This is a genomic window from Pseudomonas brassicacearum (genome assembly GCF_918698105.1).
GTDB lineage: Bacteria > Pseudomonadota > Gammaproteobacteria > Pseudomonadales > Pseudomonadaceae > Aquipseudomonas > Aquipseudomonas brassicacearum_F.
In genome coordinates, this window is the sequence record NZ_CAKKMI010000006.1 from 18,087 (window position 1) to 43,486 (window position 25,400).

The 25,400-nt window shown below is 56.4% G+C and carries 23 protein-coding genes; 22 read left to right on the forward strand and 1 reads right to left on the reverse strand.

The annotated features are described in order from the left end of the window. The 21 genes from LQ215_RS03940 to LQ215_RS04040 all read left to right on the forward strand — a co-directional run bounded on the left by LQ215_RS03940 (position 1) and on the right by LQ215_RS04040 (position 24,235). Complete coding sequence (locus LQ215_RS03940) at positions 1-2,004, forward strand: hydantoinase B/oxoprolinase family protein (RefSeq protein WP_068934460.1); 2,004 nt, start codon at positions 1-3, stop codon at positions 2,002-2,004. 302 nt (positions 2,005-2,306) lie between these two features. Next, positions 2,307-2,975, forward strand: a complete 669-nt coding sequence (locus LQ215_RS03945) for a haloacid dehalogenase type II (protein ID WP_068934458.1) — start codon at positions 2,307-2,309, stop codon at positions 2,973-2,975. Between the two features lie 26 nt (positions 2,976-3,001). Continuing rightward, a complete protein-coding gene (locus LQ215_RS03950; protein ID WP_068934456.1) occupies positions 3,002-4,279 on the forward strand; it encodes an NAD(P)/FAD-dependent oxidoreductase in 1,278 nt (425 codons plus the stop codon). Positions 4,280-4,375: 96 nt separating this feature from the next. Next, positions 4,376-6,019, forward strand: coding sequence for an ABC transporter substrate-binding protein (locus LQ215_RS03955; RefSeq protein ID WP_068934454.1), 1,644 nt, complete (start codon positions 4,376-4,378; stop codon positions 6,017-6,019). A gap of 36 nt (positions 6,020-6,055) precedes the next feature. Next, positions 6,056-7,012, forward strand: coding sequence for an ABC transporter permease (locus LQ215_RS03960; protein ID WP_068934452.1), 957 nt, complete (start codon positions 6,056-6,058; stop codon positions 7,010-7,012). Continuing rightward, positions 7,009-7,881, forward strand: coding sequence for an ABC transporter permease (locus LQ215_RS03965; RefSeq protein ID WP_068934450.1), 873 nt, complete (start codon positions 7,009-7,011; stop codon positions 7,879-7,881). Before LQ215_RS03960 ends, LQ215_RS03965 begins: the two co-directional genes overlap by 4 nt. A gap of 1 nt (position 7,882) precedes the next feature. Beyond that, positions 7,883-9,727: an ABC transporter ATP-binding protein gene (locus LQ215_RS03970; protein WP_068934448.1), complete on the forward strand. Its 1,845-nt coding sequence runs from the start codon at positions 7,883-7,885 to the stop codon at positions 9,725-9,727. Then, a complete protein-coding gene (locus LQ215_RS03975; protein ID WP_068934446.1) occupies positions 9,724-10,029 on the forward strand; it encodes a (2Fe-2S)-binding protein in 306 nt (101 codons plus the stop codon). Before LQ215_RS03970 ends, LQ215_RS03975 begins: the two co-directional genes overlap by 4 nt. Further along, a complete protein-coding gene (locus tag LQ215_RS03980) occupies positions 10,014-11,402 on the forward strand; it encodes an NAD(P)/FAD-dependent oxidoreductase (RefSeq protein ID WP_068934444.1) in 1,389 nt (462 codons plus the stop codon). Before LQ215_RS03975 ends, LQ215_RS03980 begins: the two co-directional genes overlap by 16 nt. Further along, the gene (locus LQ215_RS03985) at positions 11,399-12,547 is read left to right on the forward strand and encodes an NAD(P)/FAD-dependent oxidoreductase (protein ID WP_068934443.1); all 1,149 of its coding nucleotides are present in this window, start codon (positions 11,399-11,401) and stop codon (positions 12,545-12,547) included. Before LQ215_RS03980 ends, LQ215_RS03985 begins: the two co-directional genes overlap by 4 nt. Positions 12,548-12,701: 154 nt before the next feature. After that, positions 12,702-13,946, forward strand: a complete 1,245-nt coding sequence (locus LQ215_RS03990) for an OprD family porin (protein WP_068934441.1) — start codon at positions 12,702-12,704, stop codon at positions 13,944-13,946. 655 nt (positions 13,947-14,601) lie between these two features. Continuing rightward, positions 14,602-15,351, forward strand: a complete 750-nt coding sequence (locus LQ215_RS03995) for a hypothetical protein (protein WP_068934545.1) — start codon at positions 14,602-14,604, stop codon at positions 15,349-15,351. Positions 15,352-15,463: 112 nt separating this feature from the next. Next, positions 15,464-15,694: an AlpA family transcriptional regulator gene (locus LQ215_RS04000; protein ID WP_068934439.1), complete on the forward strand. Its 231-nt coding sequence runs from the start codon at positions 15,464-15,466 to the stop codon at positions 15,692-15,694. Between the two features lie 4 nt (positions 15,695-15,698). Continuing rightward, on the forward strand, positions 15,699-16,541 hold the full coding sequence (locus LQ215_RS04005; RefSeq protein WP_068934437.1) for a ParA family protein: 843 nt from the start codon (positions 15,699-15,701) through the stop codon (positions 16,539-16,541). Between the two features lie 309 nt (positions 16,542-16,850). Continuing rightward, complete coding sequence (locus LQ215_RS04010; protein WP_230147498.1) at positions 16,851-18,434, forward strand: ParB family protein; 1,584 nt, start codon at positions 16,851-16,853, stop codon at positions 18,432-18,434. Continuing rightward, a complete protein-coding gene (locus LQ215_RS04015) occupies positions 18,431-18,979 on the forward strand; it encodes a DUF2857 domain-containing protein (protein ID WP_068934431.1) in 549 nt (182 codons plus the stop codon). The genes LQ215_RS04010 and LQ215_RS04015 overlap by 4 nt, the downstream gene beginning before the upstream one ends. Continuing rightward, complete coding sequence (locus LQ215_RS04020) at positions 18,976-20,163, forward strand: STY4528 family pathogenicity island replication protein (protein WP_068934429.1); 1,188 nt, start codon at positions 18,976-18,978, stop codon at positions 20,161-20,163. The genes LQ215_RS04015 and LQ215_RS04020 overlap by 4 nt, the downstream gene beginning before the upstream one ends. A gap of 144 nt (positions 20,164-20,307) precedes the next feature. Further along, complete coding sequence (locus LQ215_RS04025; RefSeq protein ID WP_068934427.1) at positions 20,308-21,063, forward strand: PFL_4669 family integrating conjugative element protein; 756 nt, start codon at positions 20,308-20,310, stop codon at positions 21,061-21,063. Beyond that, entirely contained in the window at positions 21,060-21,578 is a 519-nt protein-coding gene (locus LQ215_RS04030; RefSeq protein ID WP_068934425.1) for a DUF3158 family protein, read from the forward strand. The genes LQ215_RS04025 and LQ215_RS04030 overlap by 4 nt, the downstream gene beginning before the upstream one ends. Next, positions 21,575-22,045 carry a single-stranded DNA-binding protein gene (locus LQ215_RS04035; RefSeq protein WP_068934423.1) on the forward strand — a complete coding sequence of 157 codons (471 nt, stop codon included), beginning with the start codon at positions 21,575-21,577 and terminating at the stop codon, positions 22,043-22,045. The genes LQ215_RS04030 and LQ215_RS04035 overlap by 4 nt, the downstream gene beginning before the upstream one ends. Before the next feature lie 222 nt (positions 22,046-22,267). After that, the gene (locus LQ215_RS04040; RefSeq protein WP_230147499.1) at positions 22,268-24,235 is read left to right on the forward strand and encodes a DNA topoisomerase III; all 1,968 of its coding nucleotides are present in this window, start codon (positions 22,268-22,270) and stop codon (positions 24,233-24,235) included. A 43-nt stretch (positions 24,236-24,278) separates the two neighbouring features. On the opposite strand, the gene LQ215_RS04045 is transcribed toward LQ215_RS04040, so the two are convergent. Further along, positions 24,279-24,536, reverse strand: a complete 258-nt coding sequence (locus tag LQ215_RS04045; protein WP_027912504.1) for a hypothetical protein — start codon at positions 24,534-24,536, stop codon at positions 24,279-24,281. A gap of 208 nt (positions 24,537-24,744) precedes the next feature. On the opposite strand from LQ215_RS04045, the gene LQ215_RS04050 reads away from it, so the two are divergent. Then, a complete protein-coding gene (locus LQ215_RS04050; protein ID WP_027912505.1) occupies positions 24,745-25,086 on the forward strand; it encodes a helix-turn-helix domain-containing protein in 342 nt (113 codons plus the stop codon). Positions 25,087-25,400 lie beyond the last annotated feature (314 nt).

Here is a 25,400-nt window from a genome sequence, read left to right on the forward strand (position 1 = left end):
ATGGCAATCGATAACACTACCCTGCAGATTTTCGCCAATTACTGCAGCGCCGCCGCCGAAAGCATGGCGTACACCTTGGTTCGCACGGCGCATTCGACTTTCGTCAAGGAAACTGAAGACTTTTCCTGTTCGATGATTACACCTGACGGCCAGACCTTCGCTTCGCCCAAAACACTTGGTGCCACTTGGTACACCGGCCTGGACTACAAGGGTGTACTGGATCTGATTGACGACTATCGTCCCGGCGATATCTGTATCACCAACGATCCCTACAGTGGTTATGTTGCCACCCACTCGCCGGACATCGTCATGTGGAAGCCGGTGTTCTATAAAGAACGCCTGATCTGCTTTGTCGGCGGACATATTCATAACACTGATATGGGCGGCGCGGTGCCGGCATCGCTGTCGCGTAGCCTGACCGAGATCCATCAGGAGGGCATCCGCTTCCCACCCTGCAAGCTGGTACGCGAAGGCGTGCTGGATGAAAGTCTATTGCGTCTTATGGCGATTAACGTACGTGCGCCAGAACAGAACCACGGCGACCTCAAGGCCCAGATCGGCATGCTTATGACCGGTGAGCGTCGGGTGCTTGAAATGATCGAGCATTTTGGAATCGAAACTTACGAATCCGGAATGTACGCGCTGCTGGACTATGCCGAGCAGCAAGCCCGCACATTGGTTCGGGCAATGCCTGATGGAGAATACTTCTTCGCCGAGTACGCAGACGAGGACAGCGTCAATGGCAAGCCTCTGCGCGTAGCGTTAACGCTGGGGATTCACGGCGACTCGATGACGATGGACTACAGCGGTAGCGATCCGCAACTCGCCTCCTCCCTCAACATTCCTACTGGTGGCCATGAGCGGCATGCGCTCATGCTGGTGGGCCTCAATTACGTACTCTACACATTGTCGCCGGACATCCTTCTCAACTCTGGCGTGTATCGCATGGTGCGCTGCATCTTGCCTGAGGGCACGGTGGTCAATGCCACCGCACCGGCCGCGGTAGGCATGCGCAGCTTGACTTGCAAGCTGACCCACATGCTCACTTTTGGCGCATTTTCCCAGGCGCTTCCTGACCGTCTGCCTGCGTGTTCCGCTGGCGGACTGGCTATCATGAACGTCAAGACGCTGGGTCGCGATGGTCGCCAGGTGATGGCCTCAATCGGCCCTGTAGGGGGCGGCGCAGGCGGCATGCCGCACGGTGATGGCCCGGATGCCTCGGGTGCCAACAACGCATTCTTGCGAAATACACCGGTGGAAATCAACGAAGCAGAAGTGCCAATCCTGATTCGCAAGTATTGCCTGGCTCCTGGCTCTGGAGGCGCTGGCAAATACCGAGGAGGACTGGGACTAGTCATGGAGTTCCAGGTCTTTTCTCCAGGATCTCTGGTCACTGCGCGTAACCGCGACCGCAGCCACTTCGCCTCCTGGGGCGTGCTGGGCGGCACTGCCGGGGGCAACTCGGTGTTCACTCGCAATCCAGGCACTGCAGAAGAAGAAGTACTGGGTAACAGCGATTTGGTGCATTGCGCACCTGGCGATGTCATTCGCCTGGTGGGTGCCGGCGCAGGCGGCTATGGCGATCCTTTCGAGCGACCTATCGCACGCGTTCTGAAAGACGTACAGTGCGGATACGTTTCCCTGAAGCAAGCCCGCGAAGAGTATGGGGTCGTGATTGTCGATGGTGTCGTCGATGCAGAGGCTACTGCTGCGTTGAGACAACCTGCCCGTCCTGTCATGGAGGGGCATTTTAACTTCGGCCCGTTCCGCACGGCGTTCGAGCAAAAATGGACCCGTGAACGGTACAGCGCATTGACTCAATGTCTCTCCAGTGTGCCGGTCAACTGGCGCTACTTCCTGAAACATCGGCTATTCGATGCTTTGGACGCGCATTTGACCGAGCATCCGGCGGATACTACAGGAAGTGAATTGATCAAAACCCTGTTTGACACACAATGTGCTGCGTTTCCAGAAATCGCCGCGACAATAGCACTCAACGCCTGAAGCGAATGCTACAAACGCACCCTCAAGCCCGAGCCCGCGAGGTCTCGGGTTTTTTTATGCGTACAGATATTGGCCGGTACAACCGGCTCTAAAACTTGCAATCAAGCCGCGAAAGGCGATTTGGGCACCCTATTCAAGCAATCAGCAAAGTATGCCGGGCAGCACCGTAAAAACGGTGCTTTATGTTTTGTTAAAGCCTCTTTAAACGGCATCTGCGTTGTTAGCAATGGTGTAATCGTCATGTACCCAAGCGCCACGCCGCTTTCTCTTTCAAAACAACAACCCGATGAAGGAAAAACGCTATGCCCGTCGTTCGCCCTAAATACATTACATTTGACTGCTATGGCACGCTCACCGACTTTCAGATGGGGCCCCTCGCGCGTCAAATGTTCGCGTACCGTATCCCCGCCGAACAGATGGACAGATTCGTCAAGGACTTCGCCGGGTTTCGCTTCGACGAAGTGTTGGGACCATGGCAACCGTTCGATCAGGTTCTCAAAGCTGCTCTGGAACGCACATGCAAACGGTGGGGCATTGCTTACAAGGACGAGGAAGGTCAGCAGTGCTATGACGCGGTTCCGACCTGGGGTCCACACGCCGACGTGACAGCCGGGCTGGCAAAGATTGCCAACGAAATTCCATTGGTGATCTATTCAAATGCCAGTGATGAGCAAATCATGTCGAACGTAGACAAGCTGGGCGTTCCTTTCCACCGTGTTTTCACTGCACAACAAGGTCAAGCCTATAAACCTCGTCTGGCTGCGTTCGAGTACATGCTGGATAACCTTGGTTGCGGGCCTGAAGACATCCTGCATGTTTCTTCAAGTTTCCGATACGACTTGATGCCGGCCGACTTCATGAACATTACCAATAAGGTGTTTGTCAACCGCGGCCATGAGCCAAGCGCGCCCTTTTATAAAAACATTGAAATCAAAGACATTGGCGGACTCGCTGCCATCGTCGGTCTCTAACAGCGCTGCTTAACGAGGAACATGGCATGGCCTCTGAATCATTCTGGCTCGACACCGCGCCCCCTTTTATAGGCGCAGCCCAAGGCCCAGTGGAAGGGATTGTGGATGTGGTAGTGGTAGGCGCCGGCTTCACTGGGCTGTCCGCTGCCCTTGCCCTGGCAAAACGTGACGCCAGCGTCGTGGTGCTGGAGGCTGGCCGGATTGTTGGGGAAGCGTCCGGACGCAACGGTGGGCATTGCAACACCGGGGTGTCTCAAGACTACGCCGGCCTGGTTCAGCAACGCGGCAGGGAAGTTGCCAAGGGGTTCTATCAAGCCTACGCGGACGCGGTGAAAACCGTGCGTACGCTCATCGAGCGTGAAGGCATCGACTGTGAGTTGCGCATTACAGGCAAGCTCAAGCTCGCGGCAAAACCCAAACACTACGATGCAATCGCGCGCTCCTGTGAACTGATTCAGCGTGATGTGGATCCCGAGGTGTGCATGATATCTGCTCACAAGATCCGTGACGAAGTGGATGCCGACGGTTTTTTTGGTGGCATGCTACAGGCCAACGGCGCGCAGATGCACATGGGCAAATTCGGCGTTGGCCTCGGCGAAGCCGCCGTGCGTAACGGAGCCCGAGTATTCGAGCAGGCCGCGGTCACCGGAATTGAGCGCCTACCTAACGGTAATCACCTCCTAACTAGCACGCGAGGGGTAATAGAGGCACGCCAAGTGCTGGTAGCCACCGGGGGCTCGATGAAAGGTCCTTTTCAGTGGTTTCGTCGACGTATTGCACCTGTGGGCAGCTTTGTCATTGCCACCAAGCCGTTACCCGATGAGTTGCTCGACCAATTACTGCCTAAACGCCGAACTTATGTAACCAGTCGCATCGTCGGCAATTACTTTCGTACTACGGTTGACAACCGTCTTGTGTTCGGTGGTAGGGCGCGCTTCGCGATGTCGACTCCTCGCTCCGATATCAAGAGCGGCAAGATCCTCGAATCGGCATTGGCGGGGATGTTCCCCGCCCTTAATACAGTCGGTATCGACTACTGCTGGGGCGGTATCGTTGACATGACGGCTGACCGGCTGCCGCGAGCCGGTGAGCATGACGGCTTGTTCTATGCCATGGGGTATAGCGGGCATGGCGTGCAAATGTCCGTACACATGGGGCAGATCATGGCCGATGTGCTAGAGGGCAAGGTCGAAAGCAACCCATGGCGTGCGTTGGACTGGCCAGCCATTCCGGGCCACTTCGGCAAACCCTGGTTCCTACCGTTGGTGGGAGCGTATTACAAACTCCAGGACAGATGGGCGTGAATCGCCCGCCCACACGGATACTGAGACAAGCCCAAACACCCGCACGCACATCCAAAGCGCATCCATAGTAGTTCCATATAATAAGAGGACGTTGGCATGAGTGATAAAGAACTAGGCAGCCCACTGATCAGTGCTCAACAAAGCACGACGGTGTTCGAAGCCTTGAATCGAGGTATGTCACGGCGAGACTCGCTGCGTCTGCTTGGTGGCGCTGGTCTGATGGCCACCGGTGTTGGGGCCTTGCTCGGCACCAGTGGTTCCATATGGGCCGCCGACGCCCCGACGGGCAAACATGCTACTCCCAAGCGAGGAGGCAAAATTCGCGTCGCTGCCTCGGCCTCATCTGCGGCCGATACTCTTGACCCGGCCCGTGGCGCGTTCTCTTCGGACTACACCCGACATAATCTTTTCTACAACGGCCTGACATTCTTCGATAGCAAGCTTACCCCGCAAATGGGGCTGGCCGAAACATTTGAAACTAACGATGCGAAGACCTGGACGATCAAGCTGCGCAAAGGAGTGACCTTTCACAACGGCAAGAGCTTCTCTGCGGCCGACGTAGTTTATTCGTTGATGCGTCACAAGGAGCCGCTGATAGGATCTAAAGTCAAATCGTTGGCAGAACAATTTGCCGATGTTAAAGCGATCAGCGATAACGAAGTCCAGATCACCCTCACCTATCCAAACACGGAGTTACCGGCAGTCCTGGCGATATCGCATTTTCTGATCATCGCCGACGGCACCACCGCTTTCACGACCGCCAACGGCACAGGACCCTTCAAGTGTGCGCAATTTCTGCCTGGCGTGCGCACGCAGGCGGTGCGCAATGAGAATTATTGGAAACCCGGCAAACCCTACCTCGACGAAATCGAACTGATTGGCATTACCGATGAGCCATCGCGAGTCAATGCATTACTGGCCGGCGACGTGCACCTGATCGCGTCAGTCAACCCCCGCTCAGCCAGCCGTGTACAGCAAAGTGCTAATGCGGTGATAAAGACAACCAACACAGGTACTTATACTGATCTAGTCATGCGCTTACCGCAGCCGCCCTTCAACGACCCCAATGTCGTTGAGGCGATCAAGCTCCTTCTTGACCGTGAGCAGATCAAAAAAGCGGTCTTCCTAGGCTACGGTGTGATAGGTAATGACCAGCCGATAATGCCTGGCACTCCCTATCATTTCGCCGATCTGCCGCAACGCCCATACGATCCGGAAAAAGCCAAGTTCCTGCTTGCCAAGGCGGGGCTAAGTGGTGCGCGCTTGCCTCTGGTGACATCCGCCGCACCAGAAGGCGCTAATGAAATGGCCGTGGTACTACAACAGTCAGCGAAACTAGCCGGACTCAATATTACGGTCAACCGTGTTTCCGCAGATGGTTATTGGGATGCGCACTGGATGAAGGACCCCTTTGGCTTCGGGGCCATCAATTCACGCCCAACTGCAAATATCCAGCTGACACAGTTTTTCAAATCAGATGCAGCCTGGAATGAATCAGGTTGGAAAAACGAGCAATTCGATCAGTTGCTAGTGCTCGCACGCGCGGAAACCGACGACATCAAACGCAAGCAAATGTATGCCGACATGCAGACTCTGATCCATCAGCATAGCGGTATCGGCTTACCGATGTTCGTTAGCACGTTGGATGGAGTCTCGAAAAAGCTCCAAGGTTTCGATTCGATCCCCGTGGGCGGTCTTATGGGCTATCAATTCGCAGAGTATGTGTGGCTAGAGGCCTGATGTGCGGGCGTTAGACTTTTCCGGGAGCAGAAGGCCATGAGCCTCAAGACCTTTTTGTATATCGCGCGACGCGCGAGCGGTATCGTACTGACACTGATCGTCGTGTCACTGATGGTCTTTTTCGTCACTGCGTTCTTGCCAGGTGATGCCGCTCAGCAGTCGTTGGGACAATTCGCCACCCCAGATCAATTGGAAGCGTTGCGCAAAGAAATGGGCTTGGAGCGCCCCGCAGTGGTTCGCTATTTTGCGTGGCTTTATGGGTTGCTACAGGGCGACTTGGGAATGTCGTTGGCCAGCCATGCACCAATCACTGACCTGATTGGCGCCCGGCTGGGTAGCTCCGCAACTCTTGCGGCTGTCACGGCCGCCATCTCTGTGCCACTGGCATTGGTGATCGGCATCACCTCCGCAATGTTCCGAGGTAGCGCGCTCGACCGCAGTCTTAACGCCGCGACCATGACCACCGTGGCGATACCTGAGTTTCTAATTGCAACCCTGGCGGTGCTGATCTTCGCAGTTAAGCTTCAGTGGGTGCCAGCTTTGGTATTTATTCAGGACATTGATAGTCCGCTGGAATTCATCCGTGCATACACGTTACCGGTAGCCACCCTGTGCTGTGTAATTACCGCGCAGATGGCGCGGCTAACTCGGGCCGCACTGGTCGATCAGATGAGCAAGCCCTACATCGAAATGGCCCGATTGAAGGGCGTTGGACCGGTGCGAGTGGTGCTTAGCCATGCTCTGCCGAACACGGTCGGTCCAATCGCCAATGCAATCGCTGTCAGTTTGTCGTACTTGGTAGGCGGAGCAGTGATCATCGAGACCATATTCAACTATCCGGGGCTCGCGCAATTGATGGTAGACGGAGTCGCCAACCGCGATATGCCGCTGATACAGGCGTGCGCAATGATGTTCTGCAGCGCCTATCTGCTGCTTTTGATCATCGCTGACGTGCTCGGTGTTATCACCAATCCGAAATTGAGAAGCCTATGAGCCAAGACAATGCTACTTCGCAGCGTCCCGCCGAGGATACCCTGCGCCAGCCCAAGAAAAAATCCGTACGGCGCCCCGTGAGCGCAATGATCGGCGCCTTTCTGGTGCTGTTCTGGTTGTTCGTCGCGGCGTTCGGCAATTTTCTGGCGCCTTTCGATCCCAGCGATATGGTGTCCCAGGATATTTTCGCCAGTTACAGCGGGACACACATGCTGGGCACCGACTTCCTGGGTCGCGATATGCTCAGCCGCATCCTGGACGGTGCTCGTTATTCAGTCGGCCTGGCACTCATTTCTACCGTACTGGCCTGCTTGACCGGAGTGACGTTAGGACTGTTGGCAGTGCTTTCCAATACCTGGGTGGATGAAGCTGTTAGCCGGATTATGGATGCGTTGATATCAATGCCCAGCAAGATGCTTGCGCTGGTATTGGTATCGGTGTTCGGCTCCTCGGTACCGCTGCTAATCATCATGGCCGTGCTCGCCTATAGTCCCGGTTGCTTTCGAATCTGCCGGAGCCTGGCGTTAAACATTGCACAGATGGAGTACGTGCTGGTTGCGCGCAGTCGCGGCGAGAGCCGTTTTTACATCGCCGCCAGGGAAATGCTGCCCAACATGATGGGGCCAATCCTGAGCGACTTCGGCATGCGGTTCGTATTTTCCGTGCTGCTGCTAAGTGGTATGAGCTTTCTAGGGCTTGGCGTACAACTACCGGCCGCAGACCTTGGCTCCCTTGTCAGGGAGAATATTTCGGGGCTGAGCCAGGGCGTACCTGCTGTGCTCTGGCCGGCTATCAGCCTTGGTACGTTGACCATCGGCGTCAATTTGCTCATCGACAGTTTGTCGGCGCGGCACCGGGGAGGATTCTGACATGACCGATCTGGTAGAAGTGATCGACCTGCGAGTGACCGCTGACGGTGTAGATGGTAGCGAAACCGAAATCGTCAGAGGAGTAAGCTTCACGCTACGCAAGGGCGAAGTCATGGCGTTGATCGGTGAGTCTGGCTCCGGCAAGACCACCATCGCCCTGTCCTTGCTGGGCTACGCTCGCGAGGGTTGTCGCCTGAGCGGCGGAACGGTGCGGGTAGACGACATTCAGGTCCTCTCTCTCAACAACGCACAACTGCATAAGCTGCGTGGCCGCACTGTCGCTTACATTGCGCAGTGCGCGGCAGCGGCATTCAACCCATCCAAACGGTTGATGGAACAGGTCATTGAGGCGGCACTGATACACGGCTTGATGAACCGCGCTCAGGCGCGCGAGCGGGCCATTGAACTGTTCGAAGCACTAGCGCTGCCCAACCCAAAAACCATTGGTGAACGCTATCCCCACCAAGTATCCGGTGGGCAGCTCCAGCGCGTGATGGCGGCAATGGCGTTAATCACCGACCCGGTGCTGATTATCCTTGACGAGCCCACCACGGCGCTGGATGTAACGACCCAGATTGAAGTATTGCGCACCTTCAAAAAAGTCATGCGCGAGCGCGGCATCAGCGCAGTTTATGTTTCCCACGACCTGGCTGTCGTGGCGCAGATGGCCGACCAGATTCTGGTGCTCAAATCCGGCAGTGTGCGAGAAGCGAGCACTATCGACCAGGTGCTTCTGGCTCCCACCGACATCTACACGCGCGAGCTGATGCAAGCCGCCCAGCCTCCGAACGTCACACAATCACTCTTTGTAAAGCCGATGCAGAACGCCCTGTTGCAGGTATCCGGACTGACTGCCGGCTATGGCGACAAGGACTCACAAGGCCTGCCCGCTATCAAAGTGTTGTATGACATCAATATCGATCTCCACCGTGGGCAATCCATCGGCATCATTGGCGAGTCCGGCTCAGGCAAGTCGACCCTGGCACGCTCTATCGCCGGGCTTCTTCCCGCTGCGCGAGGGGAGTTGATATTTGACGGCCAACGGTTGCCAGGCATTCTGTCCAAACGTACTCCCGAGCAGTTTCGTCAAATCCAACTGGTTCATCAGAACGCCGACACCGCTTTGAATCCTTCTCAAAGTATCGCGCAAATTCTTAGTCGTCCGCTGCAAATCTACCGTCGTATGAGCCGCGTACAGCAACAGAAGCGCGTTATGGAGTTGCTCGATCTGGTGCAACTTCCAGCTAGCGTAATAAGCCGCTACCCCAGTGAGTTATCCGGAGGTCAAAAACAGCGCGTTAACTTAGCTAGGGCGCTGGCTGCCGAACCGTCGGTAATCCTTTGCGATGAGGTGACGTCAGCGCTCGATACAGTGGTCGGTGCCGCTATCGTTGCGCTGTTGATCGAATTGCGTCGCGAACTAGGTTTGTCGTACCTGTTCATCAGTCATGATATCTCGACGGTCAAAGAACTTTGTGATGAAGTCGTCGTACTCTATGCAGGTCACCAAGTCGAAGTAGGCAGTCGCCAGACATTGAGCCGTGGCCCCTTGCATCCCTACACCGATCTGCTGACGCGTTCGGTACCTCAAATGCGGCGTCACTGGCTCGACGATCAGCCTGTTCCGGTTTGGAATACAGTTCCCCTACCCCCTGGTAGCGACCCAGCGGTTCTGTGTACCTTCCGCAACCGCTGCCCAGCCCATATCAAGGGCGTCTGTGACACCATCGCACCGCCACTCAAGCGCTTTCCCCAGGGCAATCTTGTTCTTTGCCATCGCAGCGCCGAGGACCTTGCGCGTCTGCAGCATCATCAACCGTGGGTAAGTCAAGGAGAGACCGTATGACCGGCAGATTCAAGCGTTTGGCCGAGCATGCGCGGCCGCAGATCAGTATCCAGATAGATGGTCAACACGTGGAAGTTTTGCAGGGCGATACCCTCATGGTTGCGATTCTTTCCCATACCAATAGCTTGCGGGAGTCTGAATTCGATAAGGGTAGCAGAGCAGGCTTCTGCCTGATGGGTGCATGCCAGGATTGTTGGATTTGGACTACTGACGGCGAGCGACTACGTGCATGTAGCACCATTGTTCGGGAAGGATTGTCGATAATCACTCGCTCCCCGGAGGCGGCATGGAACCTCGTGTAGTCATCGTAGGTGCGGGCCCCGCCGGTACCCGTTGTGCCCAAGTGCTGGTGAGCTACGGGATCCGTCCTCTGGTCATCGACGAAAACAACCGAGACGGCGGACAGATCTATCGACGCCAGCCTTCGGGATTCACCCGTGGATACAGTCAACTCTATGGCACCGAAGCAAGCAAAGCCAAGGCCTTGCATGAATGTTTCGACAGTCTGCTTGATCATATCGATTACTGGCCGGAAACCTGCGTCTGGGGAATCTCCGGGAAAACCTTGTATGCCTCATGCAAGGGCGAACACCGCGAAGTCGAATTTGATCGGCTGATTCTTTGCACCGGGGCCACGGACAGATTGTTGCCGGTCAAAGGTTGGCATCACGCAGGAACATTCAGTCTCGGTGGAGCGCAGATCGCACTCAAGGCTCAAGCTGTATCCATCGGCCATTGCGTAGTCTTCATGGGCACAGGGCCGTTGCTGTATCTGGTCGCTGCGCAGTACGTCAAGGCGGGCGCCAAAGTGGCCGCGGTGCTTGACACCTCAGCGCTATCTCAACGCCTCAAGGCATTGCCGATGATGCTTGCACGCCCCATGGTAATGCTTACCGGTTTGCAATTGATGTGGCGCTTATGGAGGGCCCGGGTCCCTATCCATACCGGCATACGCCCGGACGAAATTCAAGGCGACCAGGCGTCGGGCGTTTGCGCGGTTTCCTGGTTTGATCGTGCAGGCCGATACCAGCGTTTGGCTTGCGACGCCGTCGGAGTTGGCTATCACTTGCGGCCTGAGACCCAGTTAGCCGACCTGGCCAAATGCGCCTTCGGTTTCGAGCGCGAGACAGGCCAATGGGTCATGCAGCTTGACGATGATTACCGCACTTCCCGCCCCAACGTCTATGCCGCCGGCGACTGCGCACGTGTCCGTGGAGCCGATGCGGCTGAAGCCGCGGGGCGATTGATGGCGACCTCAGTGCTGTCAGACCTTGGATTTGCGATCGATGCGGAATTTGTACTCCAGCAGCGCACCTTGCTCAAGGCTCTTGACCGCTTCCGCATGGGCCTGGCTCAAGCGTTTCCGTGGCCCGCAGACCACGCGGCGCAGTTGCCGAACGAGGCGATTGTTTGCCGCTGTGAATGTATAACCGCCGGCGATTTACGTGCCGTGGTACGGGAAAGACATGCCTGCGAAGCTAATCGCGCTAAGGCGTTCAGCCGTGTCGGCATGGGCCGTTGCCAAGGCCGTTATTGTGCGGAGGCTGGAGCCCAGATCATTGCCAGCGCCGCCCACGTACCGGTAGAAACAGTCGGCCGCTTGCGAGGCCAGGCTCCCGTTCGACCATTGCAAGTCAGTCCAGCGACTGAGGCATCCAAGGAGTCCGTTAAATGAATAGCCGGCACCCCGACGTAATCATTGTAGGCGCTGGTCTCATGGGCGCGACGAGCGCCTTCTTTCTGGGACGACGTGGTCTTAAAGTCCTCATGCTTGAGCGTGGCCTGGTGGGCCAGCACGCCAGCGGTACTAATTTTGGCAATGTGCGCCGTCAGGGCCGCATTCTGTCCCAGATCCCGTTGGCCAATCGGTCCAGAGCGCTTTGGGGGCGCTTGCCCGAGCTGATCGGCGAGGACCTGGAGTTCATTCCTACCGGCCATGTGCGTGCGTGCTACAGAGAGTCGGAACTCGAATTGCTGCGTACGTACAACAGTAATCCACAACTGAGCGAACTTGGGCTGACGATCTATCAGGGTCAAGAAATGCGTCAGCGCTTTCCCTATCTTGGTCCTGATGTACTCGCCGCGTCCCATGCCCCGTATGACGGGCACGCCAATCCCAGGCTTGCAGCGCCGTCGTTTGCCCGTGCGGCAGTCCGTGAGGGCGCGGTGCTGCGCGAGCAAGTCGAAATCAACCGAGTCGAAAAAAACGGTGATCATTTCACGTTGACGAGCTGCGCAGGTGAAACCTTCAATGCCGCCAAGGTACTGATTACAGCAGGCGGCTGGGGCAGCCGCTTGTCTTCGCAGTTCGGGGAAACGGTACCTATCGAACTACGGGGGCCCCATATGGCTGTGACCGAGCCCCTGCCCTATCGATTTAAGGAAGTGGTTGGGGTTTTTTCTGAAATCAAAAGCGAAATCGTCTATTTCCGTCAAGTGACGCGCGGAAACATCGTATTCGGAGGCGGCTATCACACTCATCTGGACGCCTCCGCGCTTCTGTCACCACCTGATCCGAAGGCCGTTGTGGAGCAACTGGGTCGTTTACGCCGCCTTGCCCCCAGCTTGTCGAATGTCAATGTGATCCGAACTTGGAGCGGGGTCGAAGGCTATACCGCCGATGACCGGCCCATCATAAGTGCCAGCAGCCAGGTCGATGGATTGTTTTACGCCTTCGGTTTCTGCGGCCACGGTTTTCAGTTGGGTCCGGGAGTGGGCGACGTCATGGCCGAACTCATTGCCACCGGAGCCAGCAGCACGCCGATAAACGAGTTCGACATCTCCCGATTCGCCGCAGCCGCTGTACCCACCACTGGCTAGTTGCTGATCTCGCTGCACGCCTGACCCTTTGACGCAAAGTCCCCGCTGCGGCGCTAGTACCGCCGTGAGGACTTCTGCGGCCAAAAAAAGCTGTACCCATAACCAGAAAGCAATCGATTGAAGACTGCCCTTACCACTACGGACATAACCCACCATGAACAAATTACCAGCGTTGTGCACAGCGGTACTCGCCGCCACCACCTCCCAGTGGAGTTGCGCAGAGGATTTGACCGAATCGCCATTTTTCAAGGACAGCAAGACCCAGTTGCTGAGTCGTAACTTTTATTTCAACCGTGATTATCACCAGGCTAACGCCCCTCAGAACTACCGTGAGGAATGGGCACAGGGCTTTATCGGCACTTTCAACTCGGGCTTCACCTCCGGCACCTTGGGTTTCGGTCTGGACCTAATCGGCATGTACGGGATGAAACTGGACAGCAGCTCTGATCGCATTAATACCGGGCTATTACCGAGCAGCGGCAACCGTCAGGCCGGTGTCGACCATGCGCAGGATGATTACTCTAAGGCTGGGGGAGCAATCAAAATAAAAATGTCGCAGACCGTATTGAAGTATGGTGATCAGATTTTAAACACTCCCGTCTTCACCAACAGCGATTCGCGCTTGCTTCCCGAAACCGCACGCGGCTTCTATTTGAATAGCCAGGAGATTGCCAATCTGACCATTGAGGCCGGACATATCACCTCCATGACGCTCAAGGAGCGGACCTCTCACGACTCATCGCCTTTGACTAAGGCTGACTTCCTCGGCGCCACTTATAAGTTCACCCCGTCGCTTAGCGCATCGCTTTACGGGTCACATGTTGAAGACTACTGGGACAAAACCTATGTGGGTGCCAGTTGGACGTTGCCTGTCAATACAGGACAGACGCTAACATTTGACTTTCGAGGTTATGACCTCAAAAGCAGCGGTCAACAACGTGGAGGCGAGTTGGATAATCGTGCGTTCAGTTTGAAAGCAACCTATCTGTATGGGCCGCATACCTTTGCTGTAGCGAACCAGCAAGTTCACGGCAAGGGCGCCTACTCATACGGCGTTGATGGCGGTGACAGCAACTATCTGGCCAACTACATCCAATTTGGTGATTTCGTAAGAGAAGACGAAGTATCTTGGCAGGCACGCTACGATTATAATTTCGCATCTCTTGGGATACCGGGTCTTGCCTTTATGGTTCGCTATGTACATGGCGATAACATCACTCTACCCTCCGGAGTCACCGACGCCACCGAATGGGAACGAAACGTGCAGCTCGCTTATGTTGTACAAAGTGGTCCGGCAAAAAAACTGAGTTTCAAGATTCGCCAGGCAACGTATCGCAATGACTTCGGCACATCATTGGATGAGGTGCGCTTAATAACGGAATATCCTTTGAATTGGTAGAGCAATGACGAGCCGTCCGAGAGAGGGTGTAAGCTCTCTCGGTCGGGCAAACTCTCGACCGCGACCACACAGGTCCATTTAGGACCTACAAGAATTGCGAAAGAGCAGATTTTTTTCGCCGCGAGTCGTCACTTTGTGGCCCATGGCAGTGATTTGCTCTTGGTAAAGGCCCGTGCGAGCAATACTCGCCTCGCTCGATTTAAGACAACCCGGCCGCGTCAAGGGCGTCAGCAGACGTGATTCGGCTGGACTAACTCTCGGTAGGTGACTTATTTTTGGACCATGCTGCTCCCTCAGAACTGAGCTGCTTACGCCAGTTGGATAACGATATTTTTCGGGCGTGATCCTAGAGGTAAAAAAGAGGGAGTCTTAGTCTGAATAGACCATGAAAAAGAGGTTATGATCAATTCATTTTTGGTGCTTCGGCCAATTAAAGCTTCGAGGACGTGAGAACTGGCAGGCAAGCCGCTTTTCGATAACATGAAAGATTTCGTTACGGAGGGTCATTCGCCCCAGAATCTTCGACAAACGGCGAGCAATAGATAAACATTGCCATTAAAGAATCACATCCAGCTCTACCGACGAAGGAATGATGATATGGGTGCTGGGTCCCCGATACTCAGTCCCGACCTTGATCGACGGACAGGAACTCTTTATGGAAGATTATCGCAACCACCCTCACGCAAAACTTTTTTATCGCCCCCTTGAAATTGCTATTCGCTGCTGCCAGCTGATGCCGTTTGAAACCAGAATTTTACAAGAGACTGAGTATTCGGTCCTATTTGAAGGAAAACTGAAACAGTGGCCGTGTCTTCGTCACAGAATGGGACTGCTATGGGATGCGATTCGTCATAAAGAGTTGCCATATGGGTACATGGGAGTTACCGTGAATACAAGTGAAATTGTGGACCCTCCCTTTCTGACCATTCGGCATGCGCACTTAAAACACTGGTTTACCCAGTACCACCCAATGGAGAAACCCGACTTCCTGTTTGATCAGTGCGAAAGACAGGCCATCTCACCTCATACCCTAGATATTTACAAGACGTTGTTGGTGGAACTCGGGATGTACAAAGCGGAGCGCGAACGCGCCCAAAAAACTATTCTTGAGCTTACCGAAGATCGAAATGATCTGCGACAGGAAAATGCCAAGTTACTCGTCCGTATGCGCAATGCTAGCAAACCTAATCAGCGATCTGAACGAGCGTATTTGCAGCTAATCGAAGCGTTTATCAGGCTGCTACTTGGCAAGACACCCAGCGGCGTCCCTTACTCAAGCTTCACCAGCCAAGCATCAATCATTAGTGTCCTTATGGCGAACAACCGCGGCAGGCCAGGCTTTACTCAGCGTACACTTGAGGAGAAATTCGCCGCAGCCAAACGCAGTAACGACTGTTCAGACTAGTACCGAAAATCGCGGCCACGAATATCGCATTATGCGGTGTTTTTTTCCGCGTCATGATTTTGAATGCCACACACATCCTCGCCAAGCCGATATGTGCTACGGAGTATTCGTCATGAGAGATCAGTTATCAGCTACCGAGCCCGCCAGCCGCCCAAATGCTGAGCGCTACATTATGCGCCGTGATGAAGTGGAACGAAAAACCGGCTTCAAGCGCGCGCACATCTACAACTTGATGAAGGAAGGTAAATTCCCTCAAGCCAAACGCATTGGGCTGCGCGCCGTCGGCTGGGACTCGCTGGAGATCGAACAGTGGATCACTGAGCGTTTGGCGCAGCAGGCCTGATGCCATGCGTGTAGTCTCGGTGGTGTCCACCAAAGGTGGGGTAGGCAAAACCACAGTAGCGGCCAATCTCGGCGGTCTGCTGGCGGATGCGGGCTTACGCGTCCTGCTGCTCGATCTGGATAGCCAACCGACCCTCTCCAGCTATTACGCCTTGAACCACGAGGCCATCGCCGGTGCGTACGAACTCATTGCGCTCAACCAGACAGATCCTGCGCGGATAATTTCCACAACGGTGGTCGTCGGTCTCGACCTGATCCTCTCCAACGACGATCAAGGTCGGCTAAGCACTTTGCTGCTGCACGCCCCTGACGGGCGATTGCGGCTGCGTAATCTGCTCGACCATTTCCGTCCCCGTTACGACCTGTTGTTGATCGACACCCAAGGCGCACGTAGCGTGCTGTTGGAGATGGCCATCCTCGCCTGCGATATCGCCCTCTCTCCCATCACACCGGAAATGCTCGCTGCCCGCGAACTACGCCGCGGCACTTTGAGGCTATTCAGTGAACTCGAACCATTTCGTCACCTGGGTATTACGCTGCCACCGTTGCGACTGCTGCTGAACCAGATAAATAGCATCCGAGTAGACACACGTATGATCATCCGTGGCCTGCGCGAGACCTTCGCCGGGGCTACCAGTATCTCGGTACTAGACACCGTAGTTCCAGACGCAGTGGCGTATCTCAATGCTGCCTCCCTCGGTCTGCCAGTCCACCGGATCGAGACGCGCCGGTCCCGTAATCGACGCTCGCCATCGGCACTGGAAACCATGCAAGCGATGGCCATCGAATTGTTCCCGGAATGGCGCACAGCGATAGCTACTTTAAGCAAGTGCGCGGAGGTTCGATGAAGTGAATCGCCAAGCTGTAGTTCTCTTAACAAAATTTTCGTCTGACCAACGCTGAGGCCAACTGCGTTTGGCAAGGAGTCTTTTGATGTCGGACCAGCTTCCTACTATTGCTCAACCATCCATCCACCTCTGCCGCCCACCTAGCGAGGAATACTGCACAGTGGTCTTTCGTCTACAAAGCGGGCGCTCAGCCATGGGTTGGTTCCTCGCGAAACTGTCTCGTTATTTCGAAGGCTCGGGCACTGCCGCAATCGTCAAGTTCGAGGTCGGTGACCATTTGCGCACCCGGCGTTAACTGAGGTTGCTCCAATGAAGAAGCTCACTCAGGAGGAAATCACCGAAAAACTGCACCAAGACCATTTCCCTCGCGGTCCAGAAATGGAGCGGCTGTCCGATCCACTCACTGATACGCCTATGCTGATCACTCTGGAGCAGTTACGGCCCTACGAACACAACCCGCGCTTCATCCGTAATCCGTTTTATGACGACATAAAGGCCTCCATCCGTGAACGCGGGCTGGACCAACCGCCGCCGATTACCCGCCGCCCGGGTGAAACCCACTTCATCATCCGCAACGGCGGCAATACGCGCTTGGCGATTCTCGGCGAGCTGTGGCAGGAAACCCGCGACGAGCGTTTCTTCCGCATCCATTGCCTGTTCCGACCCTGGACCGATGAAATCAGTGCCTTACTCGGCCATCTGGCCGAAAGCGATCTGCACGGTCAACTCACCTTCATCGAGCGTGCTCAGGCAGTGGCCAAACTCAAGACCATGCTTGAATCAGATGGCGTAACACTCTCGCAACGTGAGCTGGCACGACGTCTTGCCGCTGGAGGCTATCCGATTTCGCAGTCGCACATTAGCCGGATGCTGGACACCCTTGAACATTTACTGCCCGCCATTCCACAAACCCTGTATGCCGGGTTGGGAAAACCAAAAATTGAACGCTTAATTGGTCTGCGTAGCCAGGCTGAACGAACCTGGAATCGTTATCCAACCGACGCCATCGCTTTTCCCGAGTTTTGGCTCGACACCCTAGGGCAATTCGATGCCGACCCAGAGTCCTTCGACCTTGAGCAAATCCAGGATGAACTGCTCGAACGCATGAGTCGCTTACTCGGACAGTCCTACCGCATGTTGGCCCTGGAGCTGGGCGATACCCAACGGGTTATCCAGACGCCCGACATGGTCGTCACGCCTCCGGAGAACAACTCTCTGCCGAGCGTCGATGAGCCCGCGGCCGAGCCTCACCCCACCGAGCCGCATTCCAAATCAGCTGAAACCTGGACGCAGACCGAAACAGAGCGAGAGGAGCAGCTCACGCTGCCCGAAACGACCCTGGTACCAGCACCCAGCCCTCCGTCACGCGTCCAGCAGATCCGCGAACAGATTGATCGCGCCACTGCCACCGAACCATCACAGATCGTCGAAACCTGCCCGATCGACGACATCTGGATCATCGCACCAACACTGGATACCCCCGAACAACTGCGTTCAGCCATTGCCGGCCTGGCTCGGGAAATGGCGGCCTACGCCGGACATCCCGAGAGCATCATCGACCAGAAACATGGCCTGGGCTTCGCCCTCAGCATCGAGCAACCTGATCTTGCAGCGCCTCGTGCGACCGGCGTTCACCTGATGCTCCTGGCCTTATTGCGCGCTCAAGACGACGTAAGTTGGGAGGATCGCAAGCAACTGCCCTCAGCCCTGTTCGGCCAGTTGCTGCTGGGGGTCTATCAACTCCCGCTGACAGATCGTCCCGCCGTGGACGTAGGACTGGAGCGACTGCCCGATGGTCTGTTAATTAAACTGTATCGCCTCATTCGCTTAGCCCGGCGCCTGATCGACTTAACGCTTACCCATGAAGACGGCTCACCAAGGGAGTTGCCATGAACCTGTCCTTCAATGTGCTCAACCAGGCCATGCTGACCCAGGTCCTTCACGAGTTGCGCCTGGGTAATCTGCAACGCTGCAAGGCCCTCGGACTGGGTGAAGAGGACATCTACCTGTTGCAATCACTACCGCCGACCACACTGTCACGCCTGGCCCATGCCACCGTCCCCTGGGTTGAGGTCAAGATTGATTCGCCGGTATTGCATCGGTTGATCGACCAGGCCGAACGTGACGAACAGAACGAGCGCCTGATCAACCGAGCGCTCAAGCTCGGTGCCAGCAGTACCATCATGTACCAGTACTTCGGTTTGGCGCATTCGGAAACCGCCCTGCGCCGACGTCTGCTCAAGATAGAAACCCGTAAGGGCCGCCCCCAGAACTTGAGCGAGGCACAGGAACATGCGCTCTGGCAGCGTTGGTGCCAACTACGCGCTGAGGACGGTGCTGAGGATCAGCTCGACGCCATGATGATGTTGGCGGAAGAGCAACAGATCAGCTTGACCATCGTTTGGCAGCAGATCGACCATTACAGCAACGGAACATGAGCACTGCCCCTTCCAGTCGCTGGCAGCTTGTCCTGCAGCAATGCACCCGGCAGCTGAGTGAACGTTGGCCCGCACGCCCTACCACTGAACATCATTCCAACCAGGCCATGCAGGCGGGCTTTTTGTTCAGTGGCCAATCTCACGAAGTCGTGCCGCGTCGCTTGCTGCTGGATAGTCGGTTAACGCCATTGGAACGGAATGCCTGGCAGGTGTTTCGACTCATGCTGCAAGGCCAGGGCGTGGTCACGCCGCGCTATGAAGATCTGCAACCTTACTTGTCGAGCGTGCCCTACGGTGCGTCAGCCTCCCGCGAAACCATCGCTCGCGTCTTGACGATGCTCAGGCTGACTCGCTGGCTAAGCTTGGTAAGTCGTGGCCGCGATCAGCTCAGCGGGCGCCTACAAGGTTCTCTGTACGTCCTGCACGATGAACCGTTAACCCCCGCCGAAGCCATGGAGCTGGACCAGGATTACCTGGAGCTCGCCGGACACGCCCTCGATCATGCAACCAAGGCGGTGCGAATTGTCGCTCGGCATGTTTTGGAAGAAATTCGTCAGGACACCGATATCGATTTGGGTCGACTCCCCACCCGGCTCGACAGTTGGGGCGACCATTGGACGCAGCAAGGATTGGATCTCGCAACCGATGAAGCGTTACACGATTCCGAACTGGGTGGCGCCCACCGCGTTCGGAATCGTGCGGGGCCTAGTTCGGAATCCGAACCGGGTCTGAACGCCCATGTTTCCGGCAGCGTTCGGAATCCGAATGCCGCCTGTACTGTATCAAAAGAAAGTATTTGTACGGTACCGCGCGCGACCCCGGCGGTAGATAACCTGCACTGGCCTGATCCGCTGCACCTGAGTCCGAGCGAGCGGCAAGCCGTCACCGTAACGCTGAACAAGCTGAAACCAGCAGATCGGCAGGCGGTGCTCAACGAAGCGGGCGCACGCTGTGCGGCAGGACGCGTCCGCAAACCCGCGGCGTATCTAATGGGCCTGATCCAGCGGGCGCTGAAAGGCGATTTCCACCCTTGGGCAGGTCAGGCTGAATCGTTACCCATTGCAGAACCGCCACCCGCTCCCCCGCGCCAACTTAGGAAAAAGGGCGAACCCGCCTCTGCCCTCGCCCAAGCGTGCCTGGATGAACTACGCCAGCTGCGTAGCAAACGCCCTGGACGTCAGTAGATTTGATGCCACTGGCATCACTGACGAGCGTCTCGAAAATCAACCGTCTCGAACCAAATCGAACACACCGCATTCAGCTTTTCGGATGTCCTTTACCTTCGTCTGCCGCAACGTTCCCGTCCAAGCCTATGCGAGGACGACACCATGGCCGATCACTATCAGCTCAACCTTGGCTCACTGCGCAGCAGCATCACCCTGACACTGCACACCCACCACGCCGCCCGAATCTGGCAAGGTCGAACCGCACGCGAAGGCGTCCACTCGATCATGGGTATGGCCGGCTACATCAGCGTCACCAACCTGATCAAACAGGCCGCAGCGCAGGACGACCCCTATGCCGATTGGGCGATCGTGCAGCTCGAAGAAAAATTGATGCAGGCCAAGGATGGGATGCTGGAACTGACCCACCAGTTGGACCGGATCAGACAAGAGCTGCCGACGCAGATCGACATGGGCGACAACCTCAACATCCATCCCGTCACTTTACCCTTGTACATCGGCAGCCAGCTGGGCTTCCTCGCCGTTTACCTGCTGACTGACTACGACACCTTGGTGCGACATACCCTGTTGGCCCATCACACCGCCTTGATCGGTCGCCGGGACATGGAAGCCTGGATCGACGACGGTGCCCATTTGCTGCGTAGCCTGTTCGGCCAGGCCCAGCGCTATCGGCATGCTGGCGTCACCCGTGATGACATGGCGGCGAACAACGCTCGTGCTCTGGCGGCAATCGAGAGAATGGGTTTGCCCCCTACGGACATCCTTGAGGGGCATCGCCGCTCCCAGTTCGCGCCGTCAATCATTCGTCGTGGTGCTGTGGCGGTGGATGACGCTGATGCGTTGGCAGAGGACGCGGTAGAGCCGGCTGCGACAGTGGATGAGCCTGAGGACGAAGTATGAAGCCCCTGATCCCGACTCAACCAATGTCCCTCGAAACACTCACACCGGATGCCTATCGACAGCTTGAACACGCTACCTCCCTAAAAGGCCTTTTAAAACCTTTTAAGGGTAAGGGGGAGCTGGAATACCTGGCGCAGTTGGCGAGGGAAATCGAGGCGCAGTTATGTCGCCTGATGGAGGCTGTGGCGCAGCAGGCCGGACAACCGCCTTACTCGTTGCTGGATATTCGACTGGTGCTGCAGAACACCAGTGCGGGTAGCACCTTTTTGCGATGGCGCACCCGCGACTTCGCCCGTATGGGCGTTGCGGTCTGGGAACGCCAAGTCTCCAACAAGGCCTTGCCCCAAGCCGTACGTGAGGAATTGCACCGTTTCGAATGCGAGCGTATCGCACTGAATTTGCAGATGAGCGTGGTGCATTCGCTCTACCGCCAGGCTTCAATCTGCGCGATCAAAATGGCGAGCGCCGAACGGCTGCTGCGCCAGTTCACACCAGCAGCGGAGATATCACGATGAGTACTTTTTTCGTCGGCGAAGGCAACATCGGTAGTGCGCCAGAGTTCCAGGTTTTCCCGTCAGGCAATGACGAGCCACGGCGTTTGCTGCGCCTGAATGTGTACTTCGACAACCCCGTGCCACGCGATGGCAACTATGAGGATCGAGGCGGCTATTGGGCGCCGGTCGAGCTCTGGCACCGCGAGGCTGAACACTGGAGCATGCTGTACCAGAAAGGTATGCGCGTGTTGGTCGAAGGCCGCACCGTGCGCGACGAGTGGGAGGACAGTGAAGACAATGCGCGGGTCACCTTCAAGATCGAGGCACGTCGTGTCGGCATCCTGCCTCATCGCGTGCAGAACGTGGTCATGCGGGAGCGCTCAAGTGAATCAGCCTCATCTGCGGCTCCCGTTGGGCAGGCTACAGACCAGGCCAGCTCGCCTGCGTCGAAGTCCAAAAAGCGCAGAGGGCAGCCACCATCGGCATGATTGACTTGAGGCATAAAAATTGCGCCTTTGCGCGAAGTTCCTGGCCTGTCATTACTCGCTGCTCGTGAAGCACTGTCGTCCACGTGACTACAAGGTAGTAGCCTCGCCCCCAATCAAGACTGCCCTCACCGACTAATATGAGGAACCTGCCATTCAGGTTTCTCATAGCTCGCCACTGCTGTTTCCAACAACGCTGCTCCGAACTCAACCCGGAGCAGTTCTATGCGTCTCTTTCTCTGCGAGAAACCCTCCCAAGGTCGTGATATCGCCAAGGTTCTCGGAGCCAGCCGACGTGGCGATGGTTGCTTGATCGGACGCGAGACAACCGTCACCTGGTGTATCGGTCACCTGCTGGAAACAGCCCCCCCTGAAGCCTATGGCGATCAGTACAAAACCTGGTCGTTGGATCATCTACCGATCATTCCCGCGCAGTGGAGGGTTGAGGTCAAACCCAAGACTGTCGCGCAGTTCAAAATCATCAAACAGCTGCTCAGCGAAGCTACCACCGTCGTCATCGCCACCGACGCCGATCGCGAAGGTGAAATGATTGCCCGCGAGTTACTGCAGCTCTGCAACTACCGTGGTTCTGTTGAGCGCCTCTGGTTATCCGCACTCAACGAGGCGTCGATTCGCAAAGCACTGTCCTCGCTGAAGTCTAGTCAGGAGACCTTTCCGCTCTATCACTCAGCCCTCGCCCGCAGCCGCGCCGATTGGCTGATTGGTATGAACCTCAGTCGTTTGTTTACCCTCTTAGGACGGCGGGCGGGCTATGACGGCGTGCTGTCGGTTGGACGCGTCCAAACACCCACTTTGCGCTTGGTGGTTGAACGAGACCGCGCGATTGCCAGCTTCGTCTCTGTGCCGTACTGGGTGGTGGATGTGCACCTGTCTTCAATGGGGCAACCCTTCATCGCGTCGTGGATACCGCCAAGCTCAAGACGTGACGAAGCCGGTCGCTGCCTGCAGCAGGCACTCGCCAGTCAAGCCGTCCAAGCGCTTTCTGGCAGCAAGACCGCCACCGTAGTCTTGCTGCAGACTGAGCATTTGCGCGAAGCGCCACCCCTGCCCTTCGACCTGAGCACACTGCAAGAAGTCTGTTCACGCAAGTTGGGACTCGGCGCTCAGGAAACCCTGAACATCGCCCAAGCCTTGTATGAAACCCACAAAGCCACCAGCTATCCGCGCAGCGATTGCCGTTATTTGCCAGAGAGTATGTTCAACGAGGTAGCCGCAGTATTCGATGCCCTGTTCAGAATGGATCCCGCATTGCGCCCAGCGCTCGCAAGCGTCGATCAATCATTGCGCTCACGAGCATGGAACGATGCCAAGATCACCGCGCACCACGCCATCATCCCCACCACCGAGCCGGCGAACCTTGGGCGGATGTCTGAACAAGAGCGCCAAGTCTACGAGCTAATTCGTAGCCACTACCTCGCGCAATTTCTGCCGCATCACGAGTTTGATCGAACCCAGGTCGAACTGGAGTGTGGCGAAGAACGGTTAACCGCTGTTGGCAAACAGATCCTGTTTTTGGGCTGGAAAGGCTTACTCTCCGACAACCCCGAAGACGATGAAGCCGGTCAAAAGACCCAGGTGTTGCCCGCCCTACAACAGGGTAGCCAGTGCGCAGTGGACGACGTCGAACTCAAGTCCATGCGCACCGCTGCGCCCAAACCGCTCACCGAGGGCGATCTGATTAAGGCGATGAAAAACGTCGCCAAGCTGGTCAACGACCCACGCCTGAAGCAGAAACTTCGGGACACCACCGGTATCGGCACAGAAGCCACGCGAGCCGGCATTATCAAAGGGTTGATTGATCGCGGTTACTTGCTGAAGAAAAAACGTGCCTTAACGGCCTCCGCAGCGGCCCATACCCTGATCGAAGCGGTACCCGCTGCAGTCGCGGATCCGGGTATGACAGCAATCTGGGAGCAAGCTCTGGATGAAATCGAAGCAGGACGTCTGACCTTGGATGCATTCGTTGCCAAGCAGGCAAACTGGATTACGCAGCTGATCGCAAACTGCGGAGCGCTCACTTTGTCGGGACCGGTCGAAGCCGGGCCGGTCTGCCCCCATTGCAGCGCCTCAATGCTCAGGCGAAAGGGGCAATCAGGACCGTTCTGGTCCTGCTCCCACTACCCGGACTGCAAAGGCACCGTGCCGATCAGCAAAGGTACGCGACACCCATGACGCGCCATGGGTGATCACATGAATCTTGGGAGCGATGTGCGGGTCAGTGCATCATCAACGGCGGTTGGTCCTTCTCCAAGTCGTCTAGAGGTCGTCCGATTTCACGGGCCAAGGCGATGCCTGTCGCTATCCATATCTGCCCCAGTTCGTTGAACGCTTTCAGGTGAGCAGGATCTTCGTTAAGCCAATGAACAAGGCTGTCGAAGTGTGCGGGGTTATCAGGGCAATCATGGATCTTGATGAACAGCTCCAGTGTTCGATCCCAGATCAGGTCCATGACGTTCTCGCGCTGCTCATCCATGCTCAACCTTCCTCCCTTTGGCCCTATCAGACCGCTCAGTCTCGCTGGTCACTTCGGCCTCTAATTCCTGGAGGAGTAGATGTCACGTCGCGACAAACAGCTATTTCAGTCAATATAACAACCTAATAAGTTGATACTCAACCGTTAAGGATGTTCATGTCAATGGGTCTTTGCTCAACCATTCGGGTTGAATTGGAGAGCTCATCACTTGGCACATAAACATCCAACCCAAGCCCAAATTGGGCGCATGATCGCGAAGCACCGCACTCAGCGTAATCTGACCCAGGAAGAGGTGGCTGAACGCCTGGGGATCGGCAGCGAAGCCATTTCGCGCCTTGAGCGGGGTGTGGTGGAGCTTTCCGTGGTCAAGCTGATGCAACTGGCGGACATCTTCGACTGCCGGATGGATGAACTGCTGACGGAGTCGAGCAGTCGCCCCAACGACCAGGGCCAGATGATCGCGGGCCTGCTGAGCGGCCTTCAAGAAAGCGACCGTGCCTTTATCCTGACGACCGTCGAACAGCTGGCCGCTCATCTCAGTAGCAAATAACCTCCTCGCCCACTGGCTTGACGTCGTCACACCCACTCTGCTGTAGTGCCTCAGGATCATCGCTACGGCGACCCAAGACCGATTCGCTCCGGGTAGCTCGGTCGGACTCCCTGAGTTCGGAGCCTTCTCTTCTGCGGAATTTCATTCCCGCTTTGTGCTCGACCGGATCAATGTGGCGGATGACCACTGTTGCCTCTGCCAGGCATCAGCGGTCATCCGCTACGGCGATCGCATTCAGTCCCGGAGCCCGCCGGGGAAATACTGGGCACCCTTTGTGCGCGGATGCGTGCCAGCATGTTCCGACCCAGGCCACG

Excerpts from the sequence above, each read along its gene's own strand:
- LQ215_RS03940 (WP_068934460.1), top strand. The coding sequence starts at position 1 with ATGGCAATCGATAACACTACCCTGCAGATTTTCGCCAATTACTGCAGC.
- LQ215_RS03945 (WP_068934458.1), top strand. The coding sequence starts at position 2,307 with ATGCCCGTCGTTCGCCCTAAATACATTACATTTGACTGCTATGGCACG.
- LQ215_RS03950 (WP_068934456.1), top strand. The coding sequence starts at position 3,002 with ATGGCCTCTGAATCATTCTGGCTCGACACCGCGCCCCCTTTTATAGGC.
- LQ215_RS03955 (WP_068934454.1), top strand. The coding sequence starts at position 4,376 with ATGAGTGATAAAGAACTAGGCAGCCCACTGATCAGTGCTCAACAAAGC.
- LQ215_RS03960 (WP_068934452.1), top strand. The coding sequence starts at position 6,056 with ATGAGCCTCAAGACCTTTTTGTATATCGCGCGACGCGCGAGCGGTATC.
- LQ215_RS03965 (WP_068934450.1), top strand. The coding sequence starts at position 7,009 with ATGAGCCAAGACAATGCTACTTCGCAGCGTCCCGCCGAGGATACCCTG.
- LQ215_RS03970 (WP_068934448.1), top strand. The coding sequence starts at position 7,883 with ATGACCGATCTGGTAGAAGTGATCGACCTGCGAGTGACCGCTGACGGT.
- LQ215_RS03975 (WP_068934446.1), top strand. The coding sequence starts at position 9,724 with ATGACCGGCAGATTCAAGCGTTTGGCCGAGCATGCGCGGCCGCAGATC.
- LQ215_RS03980 (WP_068934444.1), top strand. The coding sequence starts at position 10,014 with ATGGAACCTCGTGTAGTCATCGTAGGTGCGGGCCCCGCCGGTACCCGT.
- LQ215_RS03985 (WP_068934443.1), top strand. The coding sequence starts at position 11,399 with ATGAATAGCCGGCACCCCGACGTAATCATTGTAGGCGCTGGTCTCATG.
- LQ215_RS03990 (WP_068934441.1), top strand. The coding sequence starts at position 12,702 with ATGAACAAATTACCAGCGTTGTGCACAGCGGTACTCGCCGCCACCACC.
- LQ215_RS03995 (WP_068934545.1), top strand. The coding sequence starts at position 14,602 with ATGGAAGATTATCGCAACCACCCTCACGCAAAACTTTTTTATCGCCCC.
- LQ215_RS04000 (WP_068934439.1), top strand. The coding sequence starts at position 15,464 with ATGAGAGATCAGTTATCAGCTACCGAGCCCGCCAGCCGCCCAAATGCT.
- LQ215_RS04005 (WP_068934437.1), top strand. The coding sequence starts at position 15,699 with ATGCGTGTAGTCTCGGTGGTGTCCACCAAAGGTGGGGTAGGCAAAACC.
- LQ215_RS04010 (WP_230147498.1), top strand. The coding sequence starts at position 16,851 with ATGAAGAAGCTCACTCAGGAGGAAATCACCGAAAAACTGCACCAAGAC.
- LQ215_RS04015 (WP_068934431.1), top strand. The coding sequence starts at position 18,431 with ATGAACCTGTCCTTCAATGTGCTCAACCAGGCCATGCTGACCCAGGTC.
- LQ215_RS04020 (WP_068934429.1), top strand. The coding sequence starts at position 18,976 with ATGAGCACTGCCCCTTCCAGTCGCTGGCAGCTTGTCCTGCAGCAATGC.
- LQ215_RS04025 (WP_068934427.1), top strand. The coding sequence starts at position 20,308 with ATGGCCGATCACTATCAGCTCAACCTTGGCTCACTGCGCAGCAGCATC.
- LQ215_RS04030 (WP_068934425.1), top strand. The coding sequence starts at position 21,060 with ATGAAGCCCCTGATCCCGACTCAACCAATGTCCCTCGAAACACTCACA.
- LQ215_RS04035 (WP_068934423.1), top strand. The coding sequence starts at position 21,575 with ATGAGTACTTTTTTCGTCGGCGAAGGCAACATCGGTAGTGCGCCAGAG.
- LQ215_RS04040 (WP_230147499.1), top strand. The coding sequence starts at position 22,268 with ATGCGTCTCTTTCTCTGCGAGAAACCCTCCCAAGGTCGTGATATCGCC.
- LQ215_RS04045 (WP_027912504.1), bottom strand. The coding sequence starts at position 24,536 with ATGGATGAGCAGCGCGAGAACGTCATGGACCTGATCTGGGATCGAACA.